This is a genomic window from Bradyrhizobium sp. 134 (assembly GCF_023074155.1).
Classification (GTDB): Bacteria; Pseudomonadota; Alphaproteobacteria; order Rhizobiales; family Xanthobacteraceae; genus Bradyrhizobium.
The window spans coordinates 113472-137819 of sequence record NZ_JADPKX010000069.1 but is presented as its reverse complement, the minus strand read 5'-3'; the positions used below and the strand labels follow the sequence as shown (position 1 = coordinate 137819).

The window sequence follows — 24348 nt, the reverse complement described above, 5'->3', positions numbered from 1 at the left end:
TTTCCGATCAACGGTTGGCTTGCTTGTAGGCAAGCCCGGCGGCGCAGACGGCGAAGGTCAGCGCCCAGAGCAGACTGGATTCCAGCGACGCGTTCAGGGCGAAGCGCTGAAGCAGGAAAATGAACGTGGCCGCCACGGCGGAATGCATTGCGACGAAGCCCCACTTCTTCACAACACTGCTCCCTTCAGCTGGCGGCGAGAGATCACGCATCAGGTGATCTCCTTCAGCGTGGTCGGCCCACCGGTCGGCGCCGAGAACTGGCGGCCGTTCTGCGGACCGGGCTTGGGCGGATTGCCCGAAGCAAAGCCGTCGAGCACCTTGCCGAAGCTTTCCTTGGTCAAATCCTCATAGGTGTCCTTGCCGATCAGCACCATCGGCGCGTTCACGCAGGCACCGAGGCACTCCACCTCCTCCCAGCTGAAATTGCCGTCCTTGGAGAGATGGAAGGGCTCGTGATGGATACGGTGCTCGCAGACGTGGATCAGATCCTCGGCGCCGCGCAGGCGGCACGGCGTGGTGCCGCAGACCTGGACGTGGGCTTTCTTGCCGACCGGGGCCAGCTGGAACATCGTGTAGAAGGTCGCGACCTCGAGCACGCGGATATAGGGCATGTCGAGCATGTCGGCGACAGCGCGGATCGCGGCCTCCGAGACCCAGCCGTCGTGCTGTTCCTGTACGCGCCAGAGAATGGCGATGACGGCCGAAGCCTGGCGCCCGGCCGGATATTTCGCGATCTGCTGCTTGGCGAACGCGAGGTTCTCCTCCGTGAACGCAAAGCTCGCGGGCTGGACTTCCTTCGGTGCTAATCGGCGAACGGACATCTCTTCAATCTCTCACTGCATGCGGCGCGCGGTTTTCGCATTCAGGGCATTGATCCTGTCCTGCCAGAATGCGCTTGCGGTGCCGAAAACATTGTAGCCGACGTGGGTCGAGACCTTGATGCGGTCGAGGATCGACAGCTCGGTCACCGTTTCCATACGCCTTGTGCTGGGATCGTAGACGATCAGCTTCAGCGGGGTGTGTTCGAGGATGTAGCGCGAGACCGCGTGCGAACGGTCGCTGCCGTGCTCCTCGCACATAATGACGCTGTCGGCCTGGAGCAGCCGGGCGCCGCCCTTGATCGCCTCGATCTCGACGCCCTCGACGTCGAGCTTGATCAGGTACTTGCCGGTCGCGGCGACCTTGCCGTCCTCGATCAGATTATCGAGCGCGATGACCGGCACGTCCTCGCCGCCCGCCGACGCATCGCCGGCGATGCTGAAGGCCTCGTGCTTGGTGCCTGACAGACGCGCGGTGCCACGGGCCGCACCGATCGCGCATTTCATGGTCTCGAAGCGGCTGCCGTTGATGCGGGCGTTGTTGGCGAGCTTCGGATGGTTCTGCCCCGACGGCTCGATCGCGATCGCCTTGTGCGAACCGAACGGCTTGCTCGACACCAGCACCGACCAATAGCCGTAATTCGCGCCGCAATCGAGCAGCGTGTAGTCGACGTCGATGGAGTCGGCGAACAACAGCTCCAACTCGTCCTCGTAATTATAGGAGCGGTTGAGCAGTTTGCTCCAATAGCCGTCGCCGTAGGGAAATTCGAACACGGCGTCGGGGTTGAGCTTGATCGCGATGTTGCGCTCGGGCAGCGTCTTGCGCAGCAGATTGGCGCAGGCGATGTAGCCCATATGCGAGAAGTGCGAGGAGATCTTCGATCCCGTCACCAGCGCCAAGGCAGCCGTCCGCTCCCACAGGTTGGCCCCTTCAAGGGCCCCCGAGGCGCGGTCAAACTGGATCGGCGCCTGCGCCATCACCGATCGACCTCTCCGAACACGATGTCGAGCGAGCCGAGGATCGCCGACACGTCGGCGAGCAGATGACCGCGGCAGATGTGGTCCATGGCCTGGAGATGCGCAAAGCCGGGCGCGCGGATCTTGCACTTGTAGGGCTTGTTGGTGCCGTCCGAGATCAGAAAGACGCCGAACTCGCCCTTCGGCGCCTCGACCGCGGCGTAGACCTCGCCGGCCGGCACGTGGACCCCTTCGGTATAGAGCTTGAAGTGATGGATCAGCGCTTCCATCGAGCGCTTCATCTCGCCACGGCGCGGCGGCGCGACCTTGTTGTCTTCGACGACGACGGGACCCTTCCCGTCGGCTGCGTTCAGCTTCTGGATGCACTGCTTCATGATGCGCACGGACTGGCGCATTTCTTCCATGCGGATCAGATAGCGGTCGTAGCAGTCGCCGTTCTTGCCGATCGGGATGTCGAAATCCAGCTCGGCGTAGCATTCATAGGGCTGCGACTTGCGCAGATCCCACGCCGCGCCCGAACCGCGCACCATCACGCCGGAGAAGCCCCACTCCCAGGCTTCCTTCAGCGAAACCACGCCGATGTCGACGTTGCGCTGCTTGAAGATGCGGTTCGCGGTGAGCAGCCGGTCGAGATCTTCGACCACTTTCAGGAACGGATCGCACCAGGCGTCGATGTCGTCGACCAGCTTCTGCGGCAGGTCCTGATGCACGCCGCCGACGCGGAAGTAGGCTGCGTGCATGCGGCTGCCGGAGGCGCGCTCGTAGAACACCATCAGCTTTTCGCGCTCTTCGAAACCCCACAGCGGCGGGGTCAGCGCGCCGACGTCCATCGCCTGCGTGGTGACGTTGAGCAAATGCGACAGGATGCGGCCGATCTCGCAATAGAAAACGCGGATCAGCTGCGCGCGGCGTGGCACCTCGATGCCGAGCAGCTTTTCTGCAGCCATGCAGAAGGCGTGCTCCTGGTTCATCGGCGCGACGTAGTCGAGACGGTCGAAATAAGGGATCGCCTGCAGATAGGTCTTCTGCTCGATCAGCTTTTCGGTGCCGCGGTGAAGCAGGCCGATATGCGGGTCGACGCGAGCGACGACCTCACCATCCAATTCAAGCACAAGACGAAGAACACCGTGCGCAGCCGGATGCTGCGGTCCGAAGTTGATCGTAAAGTTGCGAAGCTGTTCGGGTTGCTCGTTCATGTTCAGACCTTCGGCCCCGCTTTTTCATCACCCGGAAGGACCGGATAGTCGGCGCCCTCCCACGGGGACAAAAAGTCGAACTTGCGGAATTCCTGGTTGAGCCTGACCGGCTCGTACACCACCCGCTTCTCCTGGTCGTCGTAGCGGACCTCGAGGAAGCCGGTGGTCGGGAAATCCTTGCGCAGCGGATGACCCTCGAAGCCGTAATCGGTCAGGAGGCGGCGCATGTCGGGATGACCGACGAAGATCACGCCATAGAGGTCGTAGGCCTCGCGCTCGAACCAGTCGGCGCCGGGAAACACCTCGATCAGCGACGGCACCTGCGTGGTCTCGTCGGCCTGGGCCTTGAGCCGGATCCGGGCGTTCAGGGTCGGTGACAGGAAGTGATAGATCACGTCGAAGCGCTTCTCGCGCGAGGGATAGTCCGCCGCCGTGATGTCGGTGAAGTTGATGAAGCGGCAGTTCGGGTCGTCGCGGAGGTACTTGACCACCTCGACGATCTTGCTGACCTCGACATCCACCGTGAGCTGGTTGAAGGCCACCGAATGACCGATGGCGGCGCCCGGAAGCGCGCTAACGATCGTCTGCCCCAGGGCGTCGAGCTTGGCGTCGTCCATGACGTAAAACCTTAGCGTTCGATGGTGCCGGTGCGGCGGATCTTCTTCTGCAGCAGCAGCACGCCATAGAGCAGCGCTTCCGCCGTGGGCGGGCAGCCCGGCACGTAGATGTCGATCGGCACGATGCGGTCGCAACCGCGCACGACCGAGTAGGAATAGTGATAATAGCCGCCGCCGTTGGCGCAGGAGCCCATCGAGATGACGTAACGCGGCTCGGGCATCTGGTCGTAGACCTTGCGCAGCGCGGGCGCCATCTTGTTGGTCAGGGTCCCGGCGACGATCATCACGTCCGACTGACGCGGCGAAGCACGCGGCGCGAAGCCGAAGCGCTCGACGTCGTAGCGCGGCATCGACACCTGCATCATCTCGACCGCGCAGCAGGCGAGACCGAAGGTCATCCACATCAGCGAGCCGGTGCGCGCCCAGGTGATGAGGTCGTCGGTCGCGGCCACGAAGAAGCCTTTGTCGGACAGTTCCGAATTGACCTCGAGGAAGAACGGATCATTGGCCCCGACCGGCTTGCCGGTCGACGGGTCCAGGATGCCCTTGGGGGCCGGCGCGAGAGCCGGACCGGCGGACGACACAGGGTTCAATCCCATTCCAGTGCGCCTTTCTTCCATTCATAGGCGAACCCGACCGTCAGCACGCCAAGGAACACCACCATGGACCAGAAGCCGGTCGCGCCAAGCTTGCCGAACGCCACCGCCCAGGGAAACAGGAACGCCACCTCGAGGTCGAAGATGATGAAGAGGATGGCGACCAGATAGAAGCGGACGTCGAACTTCATGCGGGCGTCGTCGAAGGCGTTGAAACCGCACTCATACGCCGACAGCTTTTCCGGGTCCGGCTGCTGGAACGCGACGATGAACGGCGCGATCAGCAGCACCAGACCAATGAGGCCCGCTACCCCTATGAAGACGACGAGTGGAAGATAGTTCTGCAGAATGCCGCTCATTGACGAGCCCTTTTTCCCGCAGCCTCGGGACAGCCACGGATTCGTCCAGTTTGGAATTGTTCTGAGCCTTAGCGCAGTGCACCAATGGGCGCAAGACACGCTCTTTTTAGGCCCTTTGTCGCCCTCAGAACGGTGGAAATCCCGGAATCACCCCGCGGCTGGTATGGAGCAGATCGACAGCCCCAGCAAGAGCGCCCCGATCAGTCCACACCCGCTGGGCCGTGACGTCCGTTGTTGAGAAGGCTAACTTTATCTAGGCCGCGACGCAGCAATGTCCAGATTACAACGAGGACAGGCGCGCCCACCATCGGGCGAGCGATCCGGGAGCCATGCATCACGATCGGACCCGGGCTCGTCTGGCGAATGCGTCGGGCGGGCGGCGCCCGCTTCCGCCGCCGCGGAAAATCAATGGCGAGCGCGGCGGCGACGTGGCTGGGTCGTCGCGCGCCGCGCTCGCATGAGCTTCGGGCCGGGGGGCATAGCCCGCGAGCTCATCGATCTCGTGGGTGGAAGCCAGTGACGAGCCGGTCAGGCTCTCACGATGGCCTTCCCTCGCCTGTTCTCGTCATTTGCCTCACCATTTGTAAGAGACGCTGGCGGTGACGCGCCGGCGGTCGCCGTAGAAGCAGGAGGACGCCGCTGCGCAGCTCGCGACGTAGACCTTGTCGGTCAAATTGATCACGTTCAGCGCGGTGCGCCAATTCTGCCATTCGTAATGGAGCGCGAGATCGCCGAGCACGACCGCGGGAACCTCGAGGGTATTGGCGGTATCCGCCCACGACGAACCGACATAGCGGACGCCGCCGCCGAAGCCGAACCCCGCGAGCGGCCCGTCCTTGAAGGTGTAGTCCGCCCAGCCCGACACCAGGAGCTCAGGCGTGTTGGTCGGGGTCTTCCCGACCAGCGCCGGGTCCAGATCCCTGCTGTTGAACAAATGGTAGGCCGTGAACGAGCCGATCAGCTTCAGCTCGCGCGTGGCGTTCGCCACCGCTTCGAGCTCGATGCCGCGCGATGTCACCTCGCCGGTCTGGTTCTGCAAGGTCGTGACGACAGGATCAGTGGTTGCCACGTTCTGGCGCTTCAGGTCGAACACTGAGGCGGTGAAATAGCCGTCAAATCCCCGCGGCGCGACCTTCACGCCGATTTCCGCCTGCTGGCCGGTCTCCGGCAGGAACAGCTGGTTTTGCGCGTTGAGGCCGATGATCGGATTGTAGCTCGTGGCGTAAGACACATAGGGCGCGATGCCGTTGTCGAAATTATAGATCAGCCCGGCGCGCCCGCTGAACTTGCTGTCGTCGCGGCTGGCGAGCGTGGCGCCGGTATCACGGCCAGCCTGCGTCGTCTCGACCCAATCGTTGCGGCCGCTCAGCACCAGCGTGAAGTTGCCGAGCTTCATCTGGTCCTGAAGATAGGTGCCGGCCTGCTTCTGCGTGATCTGGAAGTTGCGGAACGGTGTGCCCGTCAACGGAATGTCAAATCCATAGGCGGGATTGAAGACGTTGATCGAAGGAACGGTGCCGAAGTTGAAAGCCTGATAGTCGTCGATCTGATAGCCCTTCAAATCGACTCCGAACAGCATCGTGTGCCGCACCGCGCCGGTGTTGAAGCGGTACTCCAGCTGATTGTCGAGATTGGCCTGGTTGGCGGTGTTCTTCGCATACCAATTATAGCGACCGAGACTGGCCGTGTTGATGTCAGCCCAATTATTGCCGACGTAGCCGCGATAGGTCACATCGACATGGGCAAAGCGCGCATTCTGCCGGAACGTCAGATCGTCGGTGAGATTGCGCTCGAACTGATAGCCGAGCATCTCCTGCTCGCGCGTGAACTTGTCGACGCTGGGATCGCCGGCGAAAAAGCTGGTCGGGATCTTGCCGAACCGAGCGTTGGTCACCGTGCCCTCATAGGGCAGGAAGTTGATGCCACGGGTTTCCTGCCGGGAAGCTGAAGCCAGCACCGTGAACGTCGTGTCGGCGTCCGGTTTCCAGGTCACCGACGGCGCGATGAAGTAGTTGTTGTCCGGGGTGAAATTGACCTGCGTCGGGCCGTTCTGGACCTGACCGACGACGCGGTAGAACAGCTTGCCGTTCTCAGGGGTCGTCGCGACCGGACCGCCGACATCGAAGCCGACATAGGCGTTGCCGAAATTGTTGACGCCGGTCTCGATGAAACGGACGGGCTCCGCCGGCGGCATCTTGCTGATGACGTTGACGATGCCGCTCGGGCTCGATCCGCCATAGAGCACGGCCGACGGACCGCGCAGCACCTCGACGCGCTCCATGTTGGGCGTCTGAAGCTTCCAGCTCGCATAGGACGTGTAGAACAGCTGCATGCCGTCGAGAAACAGTCCGACGTCGTCGGACTTGAAGCCGCGGATCAGCCACCAGTCGTTGCGCGTGTCCGCGCCGAAGGTCCCGGCGCGGACGCCGGCGGTATAGCGCAGGACTTCGTCGAGCTTGTTTGCCTTCTGGTCGCGGATCTGCTCCGCGCCAATCACCGACACCGCCTGCGGCGTCTCCATGATCGGCGTGTTGGTCTTGGTGCCGGACGAGCTGCGGCCGGCGACGTAGCCGTGCACCGGGCCGAGCGGGGTCTCCACGGAACCGACATTGCGCTGCGGCTGCGGCTTGCTTCGGTTGGCGGTCTGCTGGGATGATCGCGGCGCGCGGCGCTGGACGGAGGGCGCCGCCCGGCGGCGCGCTTCCGGCGCGGTGACGGTGACCGACGGAATGTTCTGCGCGCCACTCTGCGCAGGAGATTGTGCAAGCGATGCCTGCGGCACCAAAACCCAAGCGGATGCGGTCGCCAATACGGCCGACCGCAGCATTCCAAGACTGTTCAACGCGCAACCCCAAACTGCGTGTTTTGATTTGCCCATGCCGTCAATCCCATGACGGCATGCGCTTGCGGTGACGCTTAGGGGAGCGCGCGCGAATTCCCTAATTGAAAGCCTCTTAGAAAGAGTCTTAGAAAGAGTCTTGGAAGGGTTCTTGGAAAGATTTTTGGAAGCGATCCAACATGTCCCGGATTGCCGAAACGTCAGCGCGAAGTCTTCTCGTTCTCGAGCATCTCGGCAGCGATCGTCGTCAATTGATCGACCTGCTGCAGCAGCGCCTCGAACTCGGCTTCGCTCAGATGTTCGCGCAAGCGCCGATTGCGCTCCTGCGCACCGGCGACGATCGCATCATGCGCCGCAAGGCCGGTTGCGGTCAGCGAGACCAGAACCTCGCGGCTGTCTTTCGGGTTCGCTGATTTCGCGATCAGCTTGCGCGAGACGAGTTCCGCAAGCGCGCGGCTGATCTGCCCCTTGTCCTGGCCGACAGCTTCCGCAAGCCGCGCCACGCTCATCGGCGGCCGCCGGCCGAGCGAGGCGACCAGGCCAAACTCGACCGAGGACAATCCGGCGAGACGCTTGTAGCGCAGGATGGCGCCGCGCTTGAGCAAATTGGCCAGCACCATCAGCCGCGACGACAGCATCACAGTGATCGGCGCCGGCGACTGACTTTCGTCCGCATCGGACGATGCGCGCCCGGCCCTGCTTGATGTCTGGCTCATGATCCACCTCTGCCAAGAAAGCCGCGGCGTGCCAAGTCTTGGTAGCGCAACCTCCCCAGCCTGATCCGAATGCGACTAAGAGGCATCTGGAAATTCGTTGACATTGTCATCGATCGGCTCTTCACTGGCGTTCAAGGCGTCACAAGCCGAGCCAGCAAGGCCGACAGCGGGAGGATCAGCATGACCATCACCCAGCGAGATCGCGATCTCGGCACGGCCTATGAGATGAAGCCGGCGCACACGCGCACCGAGCTCACCTCGGTCGTGCGCGGCACGCCGATGGGCGAACTGCTGCGACGCTACTGGCATCCGGTCGGGCTCATCAGCGATGCCACCGACACCCCGAAAAAGGTTCGCGCGCTCGGCGAGGATCTGGTGCTGTTCCGCGACAAGCACGGCCGCGCCGGACTGCTCCACGCCCGCTGCTGCCACCGCGGCACCACGCTCTATTACGGCAAGGTCGAGGAGGACGGCATCCGCTGCTGCTATCACGGCTGGAAGTTCGACACCGAAGGTCGTTGCCTGGAGCAACCCTGCGAGCCCGACGGCGGCCAGTTCAAGGACAAGGTGCGCCAGCCCTGGTATCCAGTCGAGGAACGCTACGGGCTGATCTTCGCCTATATGGGCCCGGCCGAGAAACGCCCGGTGCTGCCGGCCTATGAATGCCTGGAGACCATGGACGACGGCGAGTTCGTGGAGGCGGACGATTCCTCGATCGGCGGCGGTGGTCCCGCGATCATCCCCTGCAACTGGCTCCAGCATTTCGAGAACGTGGTCGATCCCTACCATGTGCCGGTGCTGCACGGCTCCTTCTCGGGTCCGCAATTCACCAACATGATGGCATCGATGCCGGAGGTGACGTTCGACAAGACGCCGCGCGGGATCGCCGTGCGCTCGATCCGCAAGCAGGATGACGGCAAGGTGTTTTACCGCGTCACCGAGGCGGCGCTCCCCACCTTGCGCGTCGTGCCAAACCCGCGCGTGGCGCAGTTCGCCCGTGTCGAGTCGATCGGCTGGACGCTGCCGATCGACGACACCTCGTTCCGCATCTACGTCGCCGGCCGCGTCAAGAACCCCGGCGACATCGGGCGCATGCGCTCGAAATTCAACGGCAAATTCTGGTGGGACATGACCGAGGAAGAGCACCAGCAATTTCCCGGCGACTATGAAGCCCAGGTCGGCCAGGGCCCGCAGACCATCCATTCCGAGGAGCATTTCGGCCAGAGCGACCGCGGCATCCTCTTGATCCGGCGCATGCTGAGCGAGCAGCTCGAGGCGATGGAAGCAGGCCGCGATCCGATCGGAATCTCGTTCGATGTGAGCGCGCCTCGGGTCGAATTCGAAGCGGGGAATTACATCCGCGACGCGTGAAGCAGCCAGCTCCAATCAAAGCTGGACCGACAACGATAACAAAGACTAATTGGGGGAAGCGATGGTCGATGTGACATCACAAATGTCGGTGCAAACGGCCGCGACGGCAAAACCCCCGGCGCGGCGCTATTACGTGCTGGGCCTGCTCACGATCATCTACGCGCTGAACTTCCTCGACCGCACGATCTTCAACGTGCTGATCGAGCCTATCAAGAAGGAGTTCCAGCTCAGCGACACCATGATGGGCCTGCTCGCGGGCTTCGGCTTCGCCCTGTTCTATTCCCTGCTCGGCATTCCCATCGCGCGCGTCGCCGACCGGCTCAACCGGCGCAACATCGTCGCCGTCGCCTTTGCGTTCTGGAGCGCGATGACGGCGTTGTGCGGCGCTGCTTCGAGCGTCACGTCGCTGGCGCTGGCGAGGATCGGCGTCGGCATCGGCGAATCCGCAGGCTCGCCCGCCTCGCAATCCATCGTCGCTGATCTTTTCGCCAAGAACGAGCGTCCGCGCGCGCTCGGCATCTACGCCGTCGGCACCTATCTCGGCGTCTTCCTCGGCTATTTCGTCGGCGGCTACATCAACCAGCACTATGGCTGGCGAATGGCGTTCTACGTCGCGGGCCTCCCCGGCATCCTGCTCGCTATTGTCCTGTGGCTGACGATCTCCGAGCCGAAGCGCGGCGCCATGCAGGAGAATTTCGTGCCCGAGCCGCTCGGGCCGACGCTGCGTTTCCTGGCCTCGCAGCAGAGCTTCATCATCGTGCTGATCGGCTTCTGTCTCACCACTTACACGAACTACGCGACCGCGGCCTGGATCCCGCCGTTCCTCGCGCGCGTGCACCATCTGTCGAGCGCCGAGATCGGCACCTACGCCGGCACCTTCAAGGGGCTCGCCGGCATGGCCGGCACCCTGCTCGGCGGCTTCGTGGTGGCGCAGATCAGCCGCCGCGACGACCGTTGGAAGCTGTGGGCGCCCGCCATCACCTCGGGCCTTGCCGGCCCGGTGTTCGCGCTGTGCATGCTGACGCAGGACTTTGCGATGATGGTGGCCATGCTGGCGCTGACCTCGTTCCTGGTCGGCTTCCATCTCGGGCCGATCTTCGCGATCGCGCAGACGGTGGCGAAGCCGAGCATGCGGGCGCTGGCCTCCGCCCTGATCGCACTCACCGCGACCTGCTTCGGCCAGGGCGTCGGCCCGCTCGCCGTGGGCGTGGTCAACGACGCCCTGAAGGGCGCTTACGGCGCCGACGCCGTGCGCTATTCCCTGCTCTCGGCGGCGGTCACGACCACGCTGGGGGCGCTCCTGTTCGTCTGGGCGGCCCGCACGATCCGGAACGATATCGGCCGGACCGCAGCCTGACGCCGGCCCCGGACGCCTCCCGGGCGAAACCCGCTGGCGGGGAGATGAAACCATTTTGCGGAACCCGCGAAACCATCCGGAAACAGACGGTCCTTACAAGAAGAGCCATAGACGGCGGCAAAGCCCGTCGGGAGGCTCAGATGAACCACTCCATTCACTCTGCTGATCGTGCGACCCACCTCAAGATCGTGGTGGTGGCGCTGGTAGCCGGAATCACGGTGGCCGGCTTCGGGATCGCAGCTCGCACCAATGCCGATTACAGCCAGACCGCCCAGTCCGCCCACGTGATCAAGGCCGGCAAGCCGGTCGTCGTCACCAGCGCCGGGACGTCAGAGATCCGCTGAGGACGAAAAAGGTCCGGTTTGATACCAAATGGCCGCCTTCGGGCGGCCTTTCTGATTCAGGCGACGAGCGAGTGAGCCAACATGAAGCGGGTCAATAGCTGCCGCAGCAGTGCTTGAATTTCTCGCCTGAACCGCAGGGACAAGGATCATTGCGGCCGACACCGCTCTGCCCATAACGCAGCCGGTTCAGGGCCTTCCTGTTCTGCTCCAGGATCATCTTGCGACGCGTCTCCTGCACGCCGATCACGGCAGCATTGTCGCCGGCGTCCCAGAACGCCTGCGGCTTCAGATGGGCGAGCTTGCCGCTGACAAAGACCGGGTAGAACCAGCCGAGCGTTCCGTCGCGCAGGCGCTGCAGCGTCGTCAAATCGTAGAGGAAGAAACCTGCGGCCAGCAGCATCGCGTTGATGTCCTGGAAGTCGTCAACGTCGGTCTCGCAGACGACCACGCTGCAATTCTCGAGCACGTCACGCGCGCCCTTCAGCGCGGCCTGTTCCGCGCCCTGCACATCGAGTTTGAGCAGGAACGGCGGCTTGAGCGACAGCTCTTCGACCAGCGCATCAAGCGTCGTCGCCGGTACTTTCACCTTGCTGGTGGTGAGGTCGTTGACCCGCGACCAGTAGACGTCGCCCGCGGGACGCAGCGATGACCAGTAAGGATGCACGGATTCCGTGATCTCGATCTCGCCCTCGTGGTCGGTGATGGCGCAAATGCGATAGTGCCCGCCAAGCACCTCCTTGATCGCCTTGAGGGAGTCCTCGTAGATCCTGTTAGCGTCGACGTTCAGTGGCACCGCGCCGCTGAGGCACGACTGATGGTTGAGCACGAAGTGCCCGTCGGCGCAGCCCAGATCGATGACGGTCCCGTAGCGCACGCCCTTCGCGAACAGATTCTGCAACGTCGCGCTGATATCGGCTGCCTGCATCAACTCGATCCGAACAATCCCGGATTGAGCGGTACCATGTGATCAACGGCGCGATCAACTCGAGCCTCTGGCGACCGTCGCGCGGGCGAGGGAATTTTGCGCGGGTCGAAGACAACAAAGCATGCGGAAGTCGGGGGCGCGAGCGACCCGGGATCGAAGCGAGATCAGGATTTGAAGGTAAGGGTATGAAAGGATTGCCAAAAATGGCGCGAGAGACGGGGCTCGAACCCGCGACCTCCGGCGTGACAGGCCGGCGCTCTAACCAACTGAGCTACTCCCGCGTGACACGCAAATGTCTGCGGAACGAGGGGGGACTTAAAGGCCGGACCTGTTGAAGTCAAGGATGTTGCGTCCACAGCCTGAACGGGGCGGATTTCCGTCGAGGGCACGCACGGACGTGGCCCGCGCTCATGCCGGCGGCGTAGTCAGTCCGGTCCCGAATCGTCTACGCCTCCGGAACTTGGCGGTTCAGGGATCGTCACCCGACCACCGGCAAGCATCGAGGAGGCCAGATATGGCGAAGAAGGCTGCCGCTCCCGCCACCATCACGCTCAAGCACCTCGCTGCCGACATTGCGGAGAGCCAAGACCTGTCGAAGAAGCGCGCTGAGGCCGTTCTGACCGACATGGTCGACCTGATCACCAAGCACCTGAAGAAGGGCGACCGTGTCCGGATCGTCGGGCTTGGAATCCTCCAGGTTCGCAAGCGCGCCGCCCGCACCGGCCGCAATCCCGCCACCGGCGAGCCCATCCACATCAAGGCCAGCAAGAAGGTCGCCTTCCGCCCGGTCAAGGAACTGAAAGAGGCGATCTGACCCCTCACGTTTCGTTAAGCCTGATCAGCGTCCTCCGGCCTCACCGCGCCCTGCTTTTCTGGTATACCGCCCCTCTCCCCTGACCCGGCGGTTTGACCAGAAATGTCCTCCCTCACCTTTTCGCATACCGTGACCGAGCGCTTCCTGCGCTACGTCACCATCGACACCCAGTCCGATCCGGAATCCCCGAGCTCGCCCTCGACCGAGAAGCAGAAATATCTCGGCCGTGTGCTCGCCGCCGAGCTCAGGCAGATGGGCGTCGAGGACGCGCATCTCGACGATTACGGCTACGTCTACGGAACGATCCCGGCGAACACGACGAAGAAGGTGCCGGTGATCTGCTTCTGCTCGCACATGGACACTTCGCCCGACGTTACCGGCAAGAACGTCAAGCCGCAGGTCGTGAACAACTATCGCGGCGGCGACATCACGCTGCCGGGCGACACCAGCCAGGTGATCCGCTTCGCCGAGCATCCGGCGCTGAAGAACCAGATCGGCAACGACATCATCACCACCGACGGCACCACCCTGCTCGGCGCCGACAACAAGGCGGGCGTGGCCGAGATCATGGATGCCGCGCATTTCTTCATCAACAACCCGGACGTGAAGCACGGCACCATCAAGATCCTGTTCACGCCCGACGAGGAGATCGGCCGCGGCGTCGACAATGTCGACATCAAGAAGCTCGGCGCCGAGTTCGGCTACACCATGGACGGCGAGAGCGCGGGCAGCGTGGAGGACGAGACCTTCTCGGCGGACGGCGCCACCATCACCATCAACGGCGTCAGCGCCCATCCCGGCTATGCCAAGGGCAAGATGGAGCATGCGATCAAGATCGCCGCCGCCATCGTCGAGCGCCTGCCCCGCGAAGGCTGCTCGCCCGAGACGACATCAGGCAAGCAGGGCTTTCTGCATCCGATCGGCATCGAGGGCGCGCTGGAGCAGGCGACGCTCTCCTTCATCGTGCGCGACTTCACCGAGGAAGGGCTGAAGGAGAAGGAGATCCTGCTCGAGAACATCGTCAAGGACGTGATGAAGGATTTTCCGCGCTCGACCTACACATTCGAGGTGCGGGAGCAGTACCGCAACATGAAGCAGGTGATCGATCGTCACCCGCACATTCTCGAATACGCCATCGAAGCGATCCGCCGCGCCGGCCTGCGCCCGATGCGCACCGCGATCCGCGGCGGCACCGATGGCTCGCGCCTCTCCTTCATGGGCCTGCCCTGCCCCAACATCTTCGCCGGCGAGCACGCATTTCACTCCCGGCTCGAATGGGTCAGCCGGCAGGACATGGAGAAGGCGGTGCAGACGATCGTCCACCTCGCCATGATCTGGGAGGAGAAGGCCTAGCGCCTCTCGTCAAAAGACCATGGCCGGGATCGCTCCCGGCCATCGTCCTGCACGTCAGGGCACCGGCATCGCGCGCGGAGAGCGATGGAAGCGGTTCGAGCTTGCCATCCAGTTCGGCAACGGCTCTCCATCGCGGTGCCGCCCGCCGGCCACCGCCGCAGCCCAGGCCACGGCAGCGCCGATCAGGGTTGCTGCGGCAACGGAGAAGGCGACGATGATGGAATTACGCCGCGCCCGATTGATCGCCGTCCTTGAATCCGCGATCAGCGCGTCGACCCGTCGTTCCGAGTCGGGAGCGGCGAGTCCCGTCAGCGCGGCCACCTGCTGCACCAGATAGGTCCGATCATCGGTGCTGATGCCGCTGTGGCTCGATGACGTCATCAAGATGCGTCCTGCTTCGGCGCGGGCTTCCCTGAGGTCGGTGTTAGGGGGCCGCCGCGGCGCGCGAAACAGCTTGTCCAGCTCGTAGCTCAACAGAGGCTCGGCGGCGGAGGTATTGCTCGCCGAACTGCGCATCGGCGAACGATCAATCGCAGCTGCGCCGAGTATCGCGAGCAGAGCGGCACCAAGCAGCACTGCAAGCGCCCAGGACATCAGGCCATGCAGCCCGTCCCGCCGTTCGCCGTCGTCTTCGATCGTTGTGATCGTCGGGGCTGGTCGCGTTGTCCGGCCGGCGACATAGCCGCCGAAGCCGAAGCTGATAATCGCCTGGATGATCAGATACAGCCCCGACAGCAAAGCCAGCGCCGCCGATGCATCGCGCCATGTCGGCGAGGCTGAACTGACGCCCAGTCCGACGGCGACACCAAAGCCGACCAGGATGAACGACATTGCGCCAGCGGCCAACGCGCCTGCGATCACCGAGCTCCACTGAATGGTGCTCCGGTCATCGGCAGCGGCGCCGCCGCCTTCCATGATGTCTTCCCGTATGAGAGTTTCCATCGTCATCGCCGCTCTCTCAGCGCAGGCCGAAGAACGACAGGATCGCCATGACGACGACGATCAAGCCGATGAGATAAATCAATCCATCCATAGTCCGTCCTCCTCGATTTCTCCTCGTCGCTAATCACAACGAAGAAAGAACGTTCCAAACTGGACCGAGCCCGCGGGAACGAACCGGCGCGATGCGGATTAGCTGTCCAAGTCCCAAGGATGAAGTTTGTGAGCACGAAAGCCCCAGCCGGTCAGTCCCGGCTGGGCTTTCTTTTTGGGCGGCGGTTCCTGTCCTATGTTAACGACGCCGGCTCTCCGATCATCAAGGATGCGATAGGGGGGAACCTCCGGATCGGGAGAGCGGCGTGGATCGCAGAACCGCGTGCCTTCATCAGGCAGATGCATTCCGGGAAAAGGCGATCGCCGATCCCGAGCACCACGACCAGTGGATTGATGAAGCCATCAAATGGCTGGAACGGGCCATGGAAGCCGGCTGTCGCGCCGTCGTGACGGTCGAAGCCGGCGATGTGCCGAACGCAGCAAGCGGAGCGTCAGCCGATGCCCAGCTGAGCTTGATCACGCGCCAATGAGAAGCGCTGTCGTCTTCGCAATCGCTGCGGCAATTGTTCCAGGGGACGTAACAATGTTGCGGGTCGACACTGTTCCCGCCCCCATGCTAGGCCGGATACCGACCGCAACCAGAGTGAAATCGTGCTCGCAAACCGCCAGCCCTCAGGATCATGCCCGCCGCGCCACTGGCGCGGGCTGCTGTCTGTGCTGATCGCGGTTGTCTACCTGCTCGCGGGAGCGCTGCATGGCCTGCACGACATCGACGTCACCACGCCCGGTGGCGGCTCGGAGATCAGCGCCGTCCTTGACGGCTCGGGAGATCACAACGACCACAAGGCCATCGGCGGTCATCATTGCCATGGCTGCTTCTCGGTGACGGTGGCGCAGCCGGCGCCACCGGCCGCATCGATCGGGCTCGTGTCTGCATCGCGCCCGCAACGCGCAACCCGGCTCTCCGGCATTATTCCCGATACCGACTCCCCGCCTCCCAAACAGATCGCCTGAACGGATTGGTCGGGCGCTCCGCGCCCATGAGGTTCATCCTTCACAGGTCGGTTTCATGTTTTGCAGGGGAATGGCCGCGCGCCTGGCGTGCGCGGCAGCGTGTCTGATTGTCGGATTGGCGCTTGCGCCATCTCACGCCCAGACTCTGACGATGCGGAGCGCGCTCTCGCGCGCGCTGGCCACGAGCCCGCGGCTGACCGCGGCGGAGCGCGATGTCGGCATCGCTACGGGCCAGCGCATCCAGGCAGGTGCGCTTCTCAATCCGGAGCTGACCTACGAACAGGACAATTCGTTCGGGTCCGGCATCTATCGCGGCACGCGATCGGCCGAGACCACGCTCCAGATCAGCCAGGCCTTCGAGCTGTTCGGCAAGCGCGACGCGCGGATCGCCGCGGGTGTCGCCGGCATCGAGGTCGCCGCGATTCAGCGCAAGGCCGTCAGGCTGGAGGTGCTGTCGGAGACCGCGATCGCCTTCCTCAGCGTGCTCGGCGCACAGCGGCGCATCCAGATCCTCGACGAGCAGATCACCGCCATTGACCGGCTGACGCCGCTTTTGCGCCGACGCGTCGAGGCCGGCGCCTCCTCGCCGGCCGAGACCGGCCGTGCGGAAGTGGCATCCGCCCTGGTGAAGGCCGACCGCGAGCGCTTCAAGGCGACGCTGGCCAGCGCCCGGCGCGAGCTTGCGGTCCTGATGGGCGACGCGGCACCGAAATTCGGCGAGGTCTCCGGACGGCTCGACACCATGGGACGGCCGCCGACATTCCAGTCGGTCGTCGCCGCGATCGATGCCAATCCGCAGCTGGTGCGCTGGACCGCGATCTATGCCCAGCGCAACGCCGAGCTGTTGCTGGCGCGGCTGCGGCCCTATCCCGACGTGCGGATCGCCGCCGGCTGGCGCCATTTCAACGAGACCAATGACGACGCGGCGCGCCTCACCGTCTCGGTGCCGATCCCCGTGTTCGACCAGAACCAGGGCAATATCCTCTCGGCGCAGGAAAGCCTTGCCAAGACCAAGGCCGAGCGCGAGGCCAACCGCAACACGTTGATCGTGGTCGCGGGCCGCGCCTACGACTCGCTGCAGGGCTCTCTGCGCGAGCTCGCGGTGCTGCGCGAGAGCGCCATTCCCAAGGCTACCGAAGCGTCGGACGCCATCGCGCAAGGCTACGGCCAGGGCCGCTTCAGCCTGCTCGAAGTGCTCGATGCCCAGGCCAGCGTCACCCAGGCGCGGCTGCGCGAGCAGGAGGCGCTGCAGAATTTCCACGCGGGGGTGGCGACCATCGAAGGCCTCGTCGGCAATCCCTTCACGCTGGCGCGGGAGAGCGCACGATGAAGACGTCCTCCACCATCCTCGTCGCATTGTTTGCCGCTGCACTTGGCGCTTACGGCTATTCCCTGCTCGGCCCGGCCAGGGTCGAGCATGCCGAACACGCCGCGGACAAGAGGCCGGAGAAGCCGAACGACCATGTCGAGCAGGACGAGCACGGCGCCGACCGCATCCGCATCTCCGACGTCAAGCTTGCAGCCGCAGGCGTGACGCTGGCGGAAGCCGCGAGCGTCACGCTGACCGACACGCTCGCCTTCAACGGCATCCTGCGCGCCAACCAGGAAGCCGTGGTGCAGGTGACGCCGCGTTTTCCCGGCGTCGCTAAATCGATCCAGAAGCGCATCGGCGACAAGGTCGGCAAGGACGATCTGCTCGCCGCGATCGAGAGCAACCAGAGCCTCACCGTCTACGAGCTCAAGGCGCCGATTGCCGGCACCATCATCGAGCGGCAGATCTCGCTCGGCGAATACGCCTCCGAGCAGAAGCCGGCCTTCGTGGTCGCCGACCTCTCCACCATCTGGGTCGACCTGTCGATCTACCGCCAGGACCTGCGGCGCGTCCGCCTCAACGACGAGGTGCTGATCGATCCAGACGACGGCCGCGGCGAGATCAAGGGCACCATCTCCTACATGGCCCCGATCGGCTCGAGCGAGACCCAGACCGCACTGGCGCGCGTGGTGCTGCCAAATCCGGACGGACGCTTGCGTCCCGGCCTGTTCGTCACGGCACGGCTGATCCTCGCCGCACGCAACGTCGCGGTCGCCGTGCGCCGTAGCGCGATCCAGACGCTGGAGAACCGGACCATCGTGTTCGTCCGCGAGGATGGCGACAAGATCGAGGCGCGTCCGGTGGAGCTAGGCGATTCCGATCCCCGCCATGTCGAGATCAGGGCCGGTCTATCGGCCGGCGAACATTACGTCGCGGAAAACAGCTTCGTCGTGAAGGCGGAGATGGGCAAGGGCGAGGCCGAACATGATTGAGCGTCTCATCGCGGTCTCGCTGCAGCAGCGCTGGCTGGTCCTGCTGTTCGCGCTCGCGGCCGGCGGCTTCGGCGCCTGGAACTTCACCCGCCTGCCGATCGACGCGGTCCCCGACGTCACCAACGTGCAAGTCCAGATCAACACCCGTGCCCCGGGCCTCTCGCCGCTCGAATCCGAGCAGCGCATCACCTTCCCGATCGAGACCGTGATGGGCGGGCTGCCCAAGCTCGAATACACCCGGTCGATCTCACGCTATGGCCTGAGCCAGGTCACCGTCGTATTCCAGGACGGCACCGACATCTACTTCGCGCGGCAGCTCGTCAACGAGCGTATCCAGCAGGCGAAGGACCAGCTTCCGGCCGGAACCGAGGTCGCGATGGGCCCGATCTCGACCGGCCTTGGCGAGATCTATGTCTACTCCGTCGAAGCCAAGGCCGGCGCGAGGTCACAGACCGGTGCCGAGTTCACGCCGACGGAGCTGCGCACCATCCAGGACTGGATCATCAAGCCGCAACTGCGCACCATTCCCGGCGTGATCGAGGTCAACTCGATCGGCGGTTATGAGCGGCAGTTCCACGTGCTGCCGATCCCCGGCCGGCTGATGGCCTACAAACTCGGCTTTCGCGACATCATGACGGCGCTGGCCGCCAACAACGCCAATGTCGGTGCCGGCTATATCGAGCGCAACGGCGAGCAATATCTCGTCCGCGCCCCGGGCCAGGTCGCCAATATCGCCGAGATCCGCGACATCGTGATCGGTTCGCGCGGCGGCGTCCCGGTGCGTATCCGCGACGTCGCCGACGTCCAGGAAGGCCAGGACCTGCGTTCGGGCGCAGCAACCGCAAACGGCAGCGAAACCGTGCTCGGCACCGCCATGCTGCTGATCGGCGAGAACAGCCGCACGGTGGCGCAGCGCGTGAAGGCCCGGCTCACGGAGATCGCGAAATCGCTCCCTGACGGCGTGATCGCGCGCGCCGTCTATGACCGCACGCATCTGGTGGAAGCCACCATCCAGACCGTCGAGAAGAATCTCGTCGAGGGCGCGGCGCTGGTGATCGCTGTGCTTTTCCTGATCCTCGGCAACATCCGCGCCGCGCTGATCACCGCCTGTGTCATTCCCCTTTCCATGCTGTTCACGATCACAGGCATGGTCGAGAGCAAGGTCAGCGCGAATCTGATGAGCCTCGGCGCGATCGACTTCGGCATCATCGTCGACGGCGCGGTCATCATCGTGGAGAACTGTCTGCGGTTGCTCGCTGCCGAGCAGCACAGGCGCGGCCGGCTGCTGTCGCTCGAGGAGAGGATGGAGACAATCCGCGCCGGCAGCAGCGAGGTTATCAAGCCGAGCCTGTTCGGCACGCTGATCATCGCCGTGGTCTACCTGCCGGTCCTGACCCTGACAGGGACCGAGGGCAAGATGTTCACGCCAATGGCGCTGACCGTGCTGATGGCCCTTGCCGGCGCGGCGCTGTTGTCGATCACCTTCGTTCCGGCCGCGGTTGCGATCTTCGTCACCGGCAAGGTCTCGGAGAAGGAGAACATCTTCATGAGAGCGGCCAAGCGGTTCTATGTGCCGCTGCTCGACCGCGCCATCCGCTACCGCGGCATGGTCGCGTTTGGCGCCATGCTGATCGTTGCCGGCAGCGTCTTCGCCGCGACGCGCATGGGAGGCGAATTCATCCCGAGCCTCGACGAAGGCGACATTACCATCGAAACCATCCGGATTCCCGGCACCAGCCTGACCCAGAGCGTCGGCATGCAGCTGCGGCTGGAAATGGCGATCAAGCAGGTACCGGAGGTCGCGACCATCTTCTCCAAGATTGGTACCGCCGAGATCGCCAACGATCCGATGCCACCGAATATGACCGACACCTATGTCACGCTCAAGCCACGCGACGAATGGCCCGACCCGGACAAGCCCAAGGACGAGGTGATCGCCGAGCTCGAACGCACCGCCAACACCCTGCCCGGCACGGCCTATGGCATGACCCAGCCGATCCAGATGCGCTTCAACGAGCTCATTGCCGGCATCCGCAGCGACGTCGGCGTGAAGATCTTCGGCGACGATCTCGACGTGCTTGCTGGCATCGCCCAGCAGGTCAACGGCGTCGTCCACGCCATCGAGGGCGCGGCCGACGTCAAGACCGAGCAGATTGCGGGCCTGCCGATCCTCACCGTCAGGCTCGACCGCCAGGCGCTGTCACGCTACGGCCTCAGCCTCAGCGAGGTGCAGAACGTGGTCGAGATCGCGATCGGCGGCAAGCCGGTCGGAAAGCTGTTCGAGGGCGATCGCCGCTTCGACATCGTGGTGCGGCTGCCGGAAAGCCTGCGTGCCGACCCTGACACGATCAAGTCGCTGCCGATCCCGCTGCCGCCGGGCGAGGATGTACCGGCCGTCACCAAAACCGCATGGCCGGGCGGAAACGCGGCGTTGCGCTACGTCCCGCTGTCCTCCGTCGCGGCGATCGAGATCGCACCGGGACCCAACCAGATCAGCCGCGAGAACGGCAAGCGCCGCGTGGTGGTTATGGCCAACGTTCGCGGGCGCGATCTGCGCTCCTTTGTCGCCGAGGCCCAGAACGCCGTCGCGGAGAAGGTCAAGCTGCCACCGGGCTACTGGATCGGCTGGGGCGGACAGTTCGAGCAGCTGGTCTCCGCCACCAAGCGGCTGACGCTCGTGGTGCCGGTGGCGCTGCTGCTGGTGTTCCTGCTGCTGTTCATGGGCATGGGATCGGCGGCGGATGCGGCCCTCGTGTTCTCCGGCGTGCCGCTGGCGCTGACCGGCGGCGTCATGGCGCTGCTGCTGCGCGGCATCCCGCTGTCCATCAGCGCCGGCGTCGGCTTCATCGCGCTGTCGGGCGTCGCCGTGCTCAACGGGCTCGTCATCATCGCCTTCATCGAGCGGCTGCGCAGCGAGGGCCAGCCCGTTGCCGACGCGGTGCGCGAGGGCGCGCTGACACGCCTGCGTCCGGTGCTGATGACGGCGCTGGTCGCGTCCCTCGGCTTCGTGCCGATGGCCCTTGCTACCGGGGCCGGCGCCGAGGTGCAGCGGCCGCTCGCGACTGTGGTGATCGGCGGCATCATCTCCTCAACCGTGCTGACGCTGCTGGTGCTGCCGGCGCTCTACGTGCTGTTCCGCCGTGACGGGGCTGCCGAAACGCCTACAATGGCGCCTGATTTGGCAGCGTCCAGGGAGCGCTAGAGGTGGGCAGCCACGACCATCACGGCCATCATCACGATGATCATAGCCACGGCCATGATCACGATCATGGTGGCCACGCCCATGCCCATGCGCCCGCCAGCTTCGGCACGGCGTTCGCGATCGGCATCACGCTCAATACCGCGCTGGTCCTGGCCGAGGCCGTCTACGGCTATATCGGCAACTCCACCGCCCTGCTTGCGGACGCCGGCCATAACCTTAGCGACGTGCTCGGCCTGGTCGTGGCCTGGTGCGCGTCGATCGCGGCGCGGCGCGCGCCCAGCGGCCGCTTCACCTATGGCCTGCGCGCCTCCACCATCCTGGCGGCGCTGGCGAACGCGGTGTTCCTGCTGGTCGCGACCGGTGCGATAGGCTGGGAAGCGTTTTTGCGCCTGCGTGAACCGGAGCCCGTCGCCGGCATCACCGTAATGGTGGTCGCCGGCATCGGCATCCTCATCAACGGTTTTACGGCCATGCTGTTCGCGCGCGGGCGCAAGGACGACATCAACATCGAAGGCGCCTATCTGCACATGGCGGCCGACGCCGCGGTCTCGCTCGGCGTCGTGGTCTCGGCGGCGCTGATCATCTGGACCGGCTGGCTCTGGCTCGATCCCGTCACCAGCCTCGTCATCTGCGCCACCATTCTCTGGAGCACCACCAGCCTGCTCCGCGGCTCCATCGACATGTCGATGGCGGCCGCGCCCAGGGGCACCGACATTGCCGCAATCAAGATCCTACTGCTGGAGCGGCCCGGCGTCACTGCGATCCACGATCTCCACGTCTGGCCGATCTCGACCACTGAGACGGCGCTGACCTGCCATCTCGTCATGCCCACCGGCGCCGGCGATGCATTCCTGATGGAGACGGCGCAGATGCTGAAGCGCTCCCACCGCATCGGCCACACCACCCTTCAGGTCGAGACGCATCCCGACAACGGCTGCGCGCTGGCGCCGGATGATGTGGTGTGAGGTAGTTGCGTGGCTGCGTCCCCGTCGTCATTGCGAGCGCAGCGCGCTGCGCTCGCAATGACGGGGACAGAGCGGCGCCTACGCCGCCTTCGCCGTCACGATCCAGATCGCACCCTGGAGCGCCACGCTCGACCCCTTCAGGAACGGGGCGAGCATCTCGCGGATCGAGGCTTTTGCCGCGGCATACGTCTCGGGCGGATGGCCTTGCAGCGCGCGGCTGGCGGGGCCGATCTGGAGCGAGCCCTCGACCGCGGCATCGAGCCCGCCGCCGATCGCGACATCCATCGCGAGATTGTGCGGTTCCATCGCGACGTCGACGAAGCCCGCGCCTTTCAGGATGCGCGTCACGCGCTCTTCGGAGGCAAAGGCGAACGGGCCCGGCTCGTCCGGCCCGACCGGCGGCATCTTGGGCACGTGTTTGTAGACCGCCATCAGCGGCGCCATCATCCAGGGATTTTCCTTCGGCTCGCGCCAGCAGGCAAACGCCAGCCGCCCCGTCGGCTTCAATGCGCGGCGGAGGTTGGTGAAAGACACGATCGGGTCAGCGAAGAACATCACGCCGAACCGCGAGGCCAGCAGGTCAAAACTGGCCGGCTCGAACCGATGCACCGTCGCATCCGCCAGCACGAAATCGAGCGGCAGGCCCTTTGGCGCAAACGCGCGCGCCTGCGACAGCATCGGCTCGGAGACGTCGAGCCCGAGCGCGAAGCCATCAGGCGCGACAACCTTCGCGAACGCGAACGTCGTCGCGCCGGAGCCGCAGCCGACGTCGAGGACGCGCTCCCCCGGCTTCGGCTTGGCGCGGTCGATCAGCACATCGGCAATGGGTCCGAGCAGGCTCTCCTGCGCCGCATGGCGATCGGCCCAGCGCTGCCCGCTGGGACCGTTCCAGTAGGCGATCTGATCGGCGTTCTGCTCGTGTCCGCTTGGTTGTTCCATTGGGGCCTCTGTCGTTTTGCCGGTCGTGATACCACGCCGGAAGGCCATCAAGCGGTTCAAATGAGCATGATTTGCGGTGCGGCCGCCTCTTGCTCCAACACCCGAGGGGGCGCTAAAGAGGCGCCGTGGGGCGGTTAGCTCAGCTGGTTAGAGCATCTCGTTTACACCGAGAGGGTCCGCGGTTCGAATCCGTGACCGCCCACCAGCCTTCGCTCGCGCGCGGCTGGGCAAGCCGAACCTCAATCTCCCAGCCGGCCCGGCAACAGTGGCACCGCGTCGATCCACACCGCCGCCGACTGGCACCAGATCTGCCTGACGGGCCGCAATTTGTCGCGCTGGCGGATGCTGCCCCAGCGGATGCCCCAATCGTCCTCCTGGTCGCCCTCGCCGCTCGTGAACAGCGGGGAACCGCACTCGGCGCAGAAGTGCTGGAAGCGCATCCGACCGTTGTCGCCGCGCTTGCCGTAGATCCTGGGCGTGCCGGCGGTCAGCTTGACGTCGGTCTTGGTGCAGATCGCCGTCACCCGGAACGGCGATCCCGTTAGGGTCTGGCAGTCCCGGCAATGGCAGACCGACACCGTCTCGGGATCGATCTCGGCTTCAAAGGTGATCGCGCCGCAATGGCATTGCCCGTCGATGTGCATTGT

24 protein-coding genes and 2 tRNA genes are annotated in these 24348 nt (G+C 64.6%); 12 read left to right on the top strand and 14 right to left on the bottom strand.

Annotated elements, in window-relative coordinates:
* Positions 1-7: 7 nt before the first annotated feature.
* The 9 genes from IVA75_RS25820 to IVA75_RS25780 form a co-directional block, all read right to left on the bottom strand.
* On the bottom strand, positions 8-211 hold the full coding sequence (locus IVA75_RS25820) for a hypothetical protein (protein ID WP_247289471.1): 204 nt from the start codon (positions 209-211) through the stop codon (positions 8-10).
* Positions 211-822, bottom strand: coding sequence for an NADH-quinone oxidoreductase subunit NuoE (gene nuoE / locus IVA75_RS25815; protein WP_007610983.1), 612 nt, complete (start codon positions 820-822; stop codon positions 211-213). Before nuoE ends, IVA75_RS25820 begins: the two co-directional genes overlap by 1 nt.
* A gap of 12 nt (positions 823-834) precedes the next feature.
* Entirely contained in the window at positions 835-1797 is a 963-nt protein-coding gene (locus IVA75_RS25810) for an FkbM family methyltransferase (RefSeq protein ID WP_247289470.1), read from the bottom strand.
* The gene (locus IVA75_RS25805) at positions 1797-2993 is read right to left on the bottom strand and encodes an NADH-quinone oxidoreductase subunit D (protein WP_247289469.1); all 1197 of its coding nucleotides are present in this window, start codon (positions 2991-2993) and stop codon (positions 1797-1799) included. The genes IVA75_RS25810 and IVA75_RS25805 overlap by 1 nt, the downstream gene beginning before the upstream one ends.
* A gap of 2 nt (positions 2994-2995) precedes the next feature.
* The gene (locus IVA75_RS25800) at positions 2996-3610 is read right to left on the bottom strand and encodes an NADH-quinone oxidoreductase subunit C (protein WP_018455092.1); all 615 of its coding nucleotides are present in this window, start codon (positions 3608-3610) and stop codon (positions 2996-2998) included.
* Between the two features lie 11 nt (positions 3611-3621).
* Complete coding sequence (locus tag IVA75_RS25795) at positions 3622-4209, bottom strand: NADH-quinone oxidoreductase subunit B (RefSeq protein WP_027567200.1); 588 nt, start codon at positions 4207-4209, stop codon at positions 3622-3624.
* Positions 4200-4565 (bottom strand): NADH-quinone oxidoreductase subunit A, encoded by a 366-nt coding sequence (locus tag IVA75_RS25790; protein ID WP_007603535.1) that lies wholly within the window; start codon positions 4563-4565, stop codon positions 4200-4202. Before IVA75_RS25790 ends, IVA75_RS25795 begins: the two co-directional genes overlap by 10 nt.
* 574 nt (positions 4566-5139) lie before the next feature.
* The gene (locus IVA75_RS25785) at positions 5140-7392 is read right to left on the bottom strand and encodes a TonB-dependent siderophore receptor (RefSeq protein ID WP_247289995.1); all 2253 of its coding nucleotides are present in this window, start codon (positions 7390-7392) and stop codon (positions 5140-5142) included.
* A gap of 212 nt (positions 7393-7604) precedes the next feature.
* Entirely contained in the window at positions 7605-8120 is a 516-nt protein-coding gene (locus tag IVA75_RS25780; protein WP_247289468.1) for a MarR family winged helix-turn-helix transcriptional regulator, read from the bottom strand.
* Between the two features lie 180 nt (positions 8121-8300).
* Between IVA75_RS25780 and IVA75_RS25775 the strand changes: the two genes are divergently transcribed.
* From IVA75_RS25775 to IVA75_RS25765, 3 genes are all read left to right on the top strand, one after another.
* Positions 8301-9491 carry an aromatic ring-hydroxylating dioxygenase subunit alpha gene (locus IVA75_RS25775; RefSeq protein WP_247289467.1) on the top strand — a complete coding sequence of 397 codons (1191 nt, stop codon included), beginning with the start codon at positions 8301-8303 and terminating at the stop codon, positions 9489-9491.
* Positions 9492-9552: 61 nt separating this feature from the next.
* Positions 9553-10848 carry an MFS transporter gene (locus IVA75_RS25770; protein ID WP_346658439.1) on the top strand — a complete coding sequence of 432 codons (1296 nt, stop codon included), beginning with the start codon at positions 9553-9555 and terminating at the stop codon, positions 10846-10848.
* Between the two features lie 140 nt (positions 10849-10988).
* Positions 10989-11192, top strand: a complete 204-nt coding sequence (locus IVA75_RS25765; protein WP_026232877.1) for a hypothetical protein — start codon at positions 10989-10991, stop codon at positions 11190-11192.
* Positions 11193-11283: 91 nt separating this feature from the next.
* Here IVA75_RS25765 and IVA75_RS25760 read toward each other — a convergent pair whose 3' ends face one another.
* Together IVA75_RS25760 and IVA75_RS25755 are read right to left on the bottom strand one after the other, a co-directional pair.
* Complete coding sequence (locus tag IVA75_RS25760; RefSeq protein WP_247289463.1) at positions 11284-12117, bottom strand: FkbM family methyltransferase; 834 nt, start codon at positions 12115-12117, stop codon at positions 11284-11286.
* Positions 12118-12321: 204 nt separating this feature from the next.
* A tRNA-Asp gene (locus IVA75_RS25755) sits at positions 12322-12398 on the bottom strand.
* A gap of 62 nt (positions 12399-12460) precedes the next feature.
* Between IVA75_RS25755 and IVA75_RS40210 the strand changes: the two genes are divergently transcribed.
* Both IVA75_RS40210 and pepT read left to right on the top strand, forming a co-directional pair.
* The gene (locus tag IVA75_RS40210) at positions 12461-12931 is read left to right on the top strand and encodes an HU family DNA-binding protein (RefSeq protein WP_256465240.1); all 471 of its coding nucleotides are present in this window, start codon (positions 12461-12463) and stop codon (positions 12929-12931) included.
* A 102-nt stretch (positions 12932-13033) separates the two neighbouring features.
* Positions 13034-14284: a peptidase T gene (pepT, locus tag IVA75_RS25745; RefSeq protein WP_247289461.1), complete on the top strand. Its 1251-nt coding sequence runs from the start codon at positions 13034-13036 to the stop codon at positions 14282-14284.
* Positions 14285-14338: 54 nt separating this feature from the next.
* Here pepT and IVA75_RS25740 read toward each other — a convergent pair whose 3' ends face one another.
* Positions 14339-15232, bottom strand: a complete 894-nt coding sequence (locus IVA75_RS25740) for a hypothetical protein (RefSeq protein WP_247289459.1) — start codon at positions 15230-15232, stop codon at positions 14339-14341.
* A gap of 350 nt (positions 15233-15582) precedes the next feature.
* Between IVA75_RS25740 and IVA75_RS25735 the strand changes: the two genes are divergently transcribed.
* The 6 genes from IVA75_RS25735 to IVA75_RS25710 all read left to right on the top strand — a co-directional run bounded on the left by IVA75_RS25735 (position 15583) and on the right by IVA75_RS25710 (position 22762).
* Positions 15583-15807, top strand: coding sequence for a hypothetical protein (locus IVA75_RS25735; RefSeq protein WP_247289457.1), 225 nt, complete (start codon positions 15583-15585; stop codon positions 15805-15807).
* Between the two features lie 121 nt (positions 15808-15928).
* Positions 15929-16291, top strand: a complete 363-nt coding sequence (locus IVA75_RS25730; RefSeq protein WP_247289455.1) for a hypothetical protein — start codon at positions 15929-15931, stop codon at positions 16289-16291.
* A 55-nt stretch (positions 16292-16346) separates the two neighbouring features.
* Positions 16347-17621 carry a divalent metal ion exporter subunit IhpA gene (gene ihpA / locus IVA75_RS25725; RefSeq protein WP_247289453.1) on the top strand — a complete coding sequence of 425 codons (1275 nt, stop codon included), beginning with the start codon at positions 16347-16349 and terminating at the stop codon, positions 17619-17621.
* Complete coding sequence (gene ihpB, locus IVA75_RS25720; RefSeq protein WP_247289451.1) at positions 17618-18595, top strand: divalent metal ion exporter adaptor subunit IhpB; 978 nt, start codon at positions 17618-17620, stop codon at positions 18593-18595. Before ihpA ends, ihpB begins: the two co-directional genes overlap by 4 nt.
* Complete coding sequence (ihpC, locus tag IVA75_RS25715) at positions 18588-21797, top strand: divalent metal ion exporter subunit IhpC (RefSeq protein ID WP_247289449.1); 3210 nt, start codon at positions 18588-18590, stop codon at positions 21795-21797. Before ihpB ends, ihpC begins: the two co-directional genes overlap by 8 nt.
* Before the next feature lie 2 nt (positions 21798-21799).
* A complete protein-coding gene (locus IVA75_RS25710; RefSeq protein WP_247289448.1) occupies positions 21800-22762 on the top strand; it encodes a cation diffusion facilitator family transporter in 963 nt (320 codons plus the stop codon).
* A gap of 78 nt (positions 22763-22840) precedes the next feature.
* Here IVA75_RS25710 and IVA75_RS25705 read toward each other — a convergent pair whose 3' ends face one another.
* Positions 22841-23701 carry a methyltransferase domain-containing protein gene (locus IVA75_RS25705; protein ID WP_027567216.1) on the bottom strand — a complete coding sequence of 287 codons (861 nt, stop codon included), beginning with the start codon at positions 23699-23701 and terminating at the stop codon, positions 22841-22843.
* A 128-nt stretch (positions 23702-23829) separates the two neighbouring features.
* Between IVA75_RS25705 and IVA75_RS25700 the strand changes: the two genes are divergently transcribed.
* A tRNA-Val gene (locus IVA75_RS25700) sits at positions 23830-23906 on the top strand.
* Between the two features lie 34 nt (positions 23907-23940).
* Here the strand turns inward: IVA75_RS25700 and IVA75_RS25695 are convergent.
* Positions 23941-24345, bottom strand: a complete 405-nt coding sequence (locus tag IVA75_RS25695) for a GFA family protein (protein ID WP_027567217.1) — start codon at positions 24343-24345, stop codon at positions 23941-23943.
* Positions 24346-24348 lie beyond the last annotated feature (3 nt).